This is a genomic window from uncultured Streptococcus sp. (assembly GCF_938036805.1).
Classification (GTDB): Bacteria; Bacillota; Bacilli; order Lactobacillales; family Streptococcaceae; genus Streptococcus.
The window spans coordinates 1-3,147 of the sequence record NZ_CALHWC010000059.1 but is presented as its reverse complement, the minus strand read 5'-3'; the positions used below and the strand labels follow the sequence as shown (position 1 = coordinate 3,147).

Below are 3,147 nucleotides of genomic sequence, written 5' to 3'. Positions count from 1 at the left end.
GGTGGGATGACCTTTGGCTCAATGAAAGCTTTGCTAATATGATGGAATATGTCTGTGTCAATGCGATTGAGCCAAGCTGGAATATCTTTGAGAATTTCCAAACCACAGGTGTTCCTCTGGCTCTCAAACGAGATGCGACAGACGGAGTTCAGTCTGTCCATGTGGAAGTGAAGCACCCTGACGAAATTAATACTTTGTTTGATCCCGCTATCGTTTATGCCAAGGGAAGCCGCCTCATGCACATGCTTCGTCGTTGGTTGGGTGATGAGGCCTTTGCCAAAGGATTGAACGCTTATTTTGCTAGACACCAGTATGGAAATACCATCGGTCGTGACCTTTGGGAGGCCTTGGGAGCTGCTTCTGGCCGTGATGTAGCAGCCTTTATGGATTCTTGGCTGGAACAGCCGGGCTACCCTGTTTTGACAGCTACAGTAGAAAACGATACGCTCAAACTCTCTCAAAAACAATTCTTTATCGGAGAGCACGAAGATAAGAAACGCACTTGGGTCTTGCCTTTAAATAGTAACTGGAAAGGTTTACCAGATACGCTGGAGACAGAAACGCTGGAAATTCCAAATTATTCTGCCTTGGCTGCTCAAAACCAGGGTGCCCTGCGCTTCAATACGGAAAATACAGCCCACTATATCACGGACTATCAAGGTATCTTGCTTGAGCAGATTTTAGATACCATTACAGACTTGGATAGCACTAGCAAGCTTCAAGTGGTGCAAGAGCGCCGTCTCTTGGCTGAAGCAGGCAGCATTTCATTTGCTGATTTGGTTCCTGTAATTGAAAAACTGACAGAAGAAACCTCCTATTTGGTTGTTTCAGGAGTTAAAGCCGTTCTGAATGGCCTCAAGCTCTTTGTGGACGAAGGAAGCGAGTGCGAGAAAGCATATAACGAATTGGTTGTTAAACTAATCAAATTCAACTTTGATCGTCTAGGCTTTGAAGCAAAAGAAGGGGAAAGTGATGAAGATGAGCTGGTTCGTCAGATCGTTGTAGGAGGTCTGATTGCAGCTGATGACCAAACAGCAAGTCAAGAAGCAAGCCGCATTTTTGCCGCCCATCAAGAGGACTTGGAGAAATTGCCTGCGGCTATTCGCTTGCATATTCTCATCAACCAAATCAAGCATGATGAGAGTAAAGAATTGGCTGACCAATACTTGAATGATTATGTTTCGACAGTCGACGGTAGCTTCAAACGCCAATTGGCATCTGCTTTGGCTTACACTAAGGACGCAGAAACTCTTGCTCGTATCTTGGAATCTTTGAAGAACAAAGATATCGTGAAACCACAAGATTTGGCCATGAGCTGGTATTTCCCACTCTTGAATCACCAATTTACGCAAGCTACTGCTTGGACTTGGGCGCGTGAGAACTGGGATTGGATTAAGGCGGCTTTGGGTGGCGACATGAGCTTTGATAAATTCGTCATTTATCCGGCTAATGCCTTCAAAACAGCAGAAAGGCTAGCGGAATACAAGGCCTTCTTTGAACCGCAGTTGGACGATATGGCTATCAGCCGTAACATCAGCATGGGAATCAAGGAAATCGCAGCGCGTGTTGACCTGATTGCTCGTGAAAAAGCAGCGGTTGAGAAAGCTATCAAGGCATCAGTTTAGTCTAATGAAAAGATCAGATTATGACATCTGGTCTTTTCTGTTGTTTAGAATCCCGTAGTTTCAGCCTTCTTTAAGAAAAAATTCAGTCCCGTTTAAGCAAGCCTCCCTATAATAATCCTAGCATGTAAAGGATGTGAATTTGTGTATTCAAGATTTATATTACTTCATCATGTTAAAATCCATGAAAATATAAAATGTAGAAAGAGGAAAAACTTAAAATGGATATGGAAAAAATGATTGTAGTTAAAAAGAGTACTAAATGGTGGATGACAGCAGTGGCTAGTGCATCCTTAGCCGTCGGAGCGATTGGTGGATATGGAATTGGTGCCTTGACACAGAAAAGCCCGCAGCAGAGTTCAGTGCAGGCTACTATGCCTCAGCAAAACAATCAAGATGGAAAGATGCCAGGTCAAGGCGGACAAGCTCCTCAAGGTCAGGGACAGGGAAATGAAAATGGCATGCCACCGCAGATGCGTGGACAAAACGGTCAAGATGGTCAAGGCGGTCCCGGAGGTGGAGGTCAGCCGCCACAAGGAAATGGCTATCCAGGAGGACCACAAGAAGGAAATCAATCAAAAAAGAAGCCATCAAACGCTGACGGCACAACAAAAGATGATAAGAACAGCGAAAATAACTCGAAAACAAGAAATTCTTAAAGCATTTTCGACAAGTCATGATATAATAGAAAAAGATAGGTTAAGATAGAATGAGAAGTGTTTGCCCTGTCTCTATTTAAACTAAACAAGATATGCTTTTTCTAAAAAGGAAGGAACAGGATGATTAAGATTTTATTAGTGGAGGATGACCTCGGTCTGTCAAACTCAGTATTTGATTTTTTAGATGATTTTGCAGATGTTATGCAGGTCTTTGATGGTGAAGAAGGACTATACGAGGCAGAAAGCGGAGTTTATGACCTGATTTTGCTGGATTTGATGCTTCCTGAAAAAGATGGCTTCCAAGTGCTTAAAGAATTGCGCGAAAAAGGGGTTACCACTCCTGTCCTTATCATGACTGCCAAGGAAAGTATCGATGATAAAGGCCATGGTTTTGAACTCGGTGCCGACGATTACCTGACTAAGCCTTTTTATCTGGAAGAGCTTAAAATGCGGATTCAGGCCTTGCTCAAACGCTCTGGTAAGTTTAATGAAAATACCCTGTCCTATGGCGATGTGACGGTTAATCTTTCGACCAATTCGACCTTAGTTGACGGAAAAGAAGTAGAGCTGCTGGGAAAAGAGTTTGATCTGTTGGTCTACTTCCTTCAGAATCAAAATGTTATTTTGCCCAAGACTCAAATTTTCGACCGTTTGTGGGGCTTTGACAGCGATACGACGATTTCTGTTGTGGAAGTCTATGTATCTAAGATTCGGAAAAAATTGAAAGGAACGGCTTTTGCGAATAATCTTCAAACCCTTCGCAGTGTCGGTTACATTTTAAAGAATGCTGAATAAACTCAAAAAAACCTTTTATGCGGATGATTTTTCTTATTTCATTCGCTATTTTGGTGTATTCACCCTGATTT

3 protein-coding genes are annotated in these 3,147 nt (G+C 42.8%); all 3 read left to right on the top strand.

Annotated features, from left to right (window positions below; genetic code table 11):
* Nucleotides 1–1,625, top strand: a 1,625-nt coding sequence (locus Q0191_RS02470; RefSeq protein ID WP_297663529.1) for a M1 family metallopeptidase, incomplete at its 5' end; no start/stop codon positions are given.
* 218 nt (nt 1,626–1,843) lie between these two features.
* On the top strand, nt 1,844–2,281 hold the full coding sequence (locus Q0191_RS02465; RefSeq protein ID WP_297663527.1) for a hypothetical protein: 438 nt from the start codon (nt 1,844–1,846) through the stop codon (nt 2,279–2,281).
* Between the two features lie 120 nt (nt 2,282–2,401).
* Complete coding sequence (locus Q0191_RS02460) at nt 2,402–3,076, top strand: response regulator transcription factor (protein ID WP_061909067.1); 675 nt, start codon at nt 2,402–2,404, stop codon at nt 3,074–3,076.
* Nucleotides 3,077–3,147: the final 71 nt, after the last annotated feature.

What these genes read in the sequence shown, in the direction of transcription:
- Q0191_RS02465 (WP_297663527.1), top strand. Translation starts at nt 1,844, where the DNA reads ATGGATATGGAAAAAATGATTGTAGTTAAAAAGAGTACTAAATGGTGG.
- Q0191_RS02460 (WP_061909067.1), top strand. Translation starts at nt 2,402, where the DNA reads ATGATTAAGATTTTATTAGTGGAGGATGACCTCGGTCTGTCAAACTCA.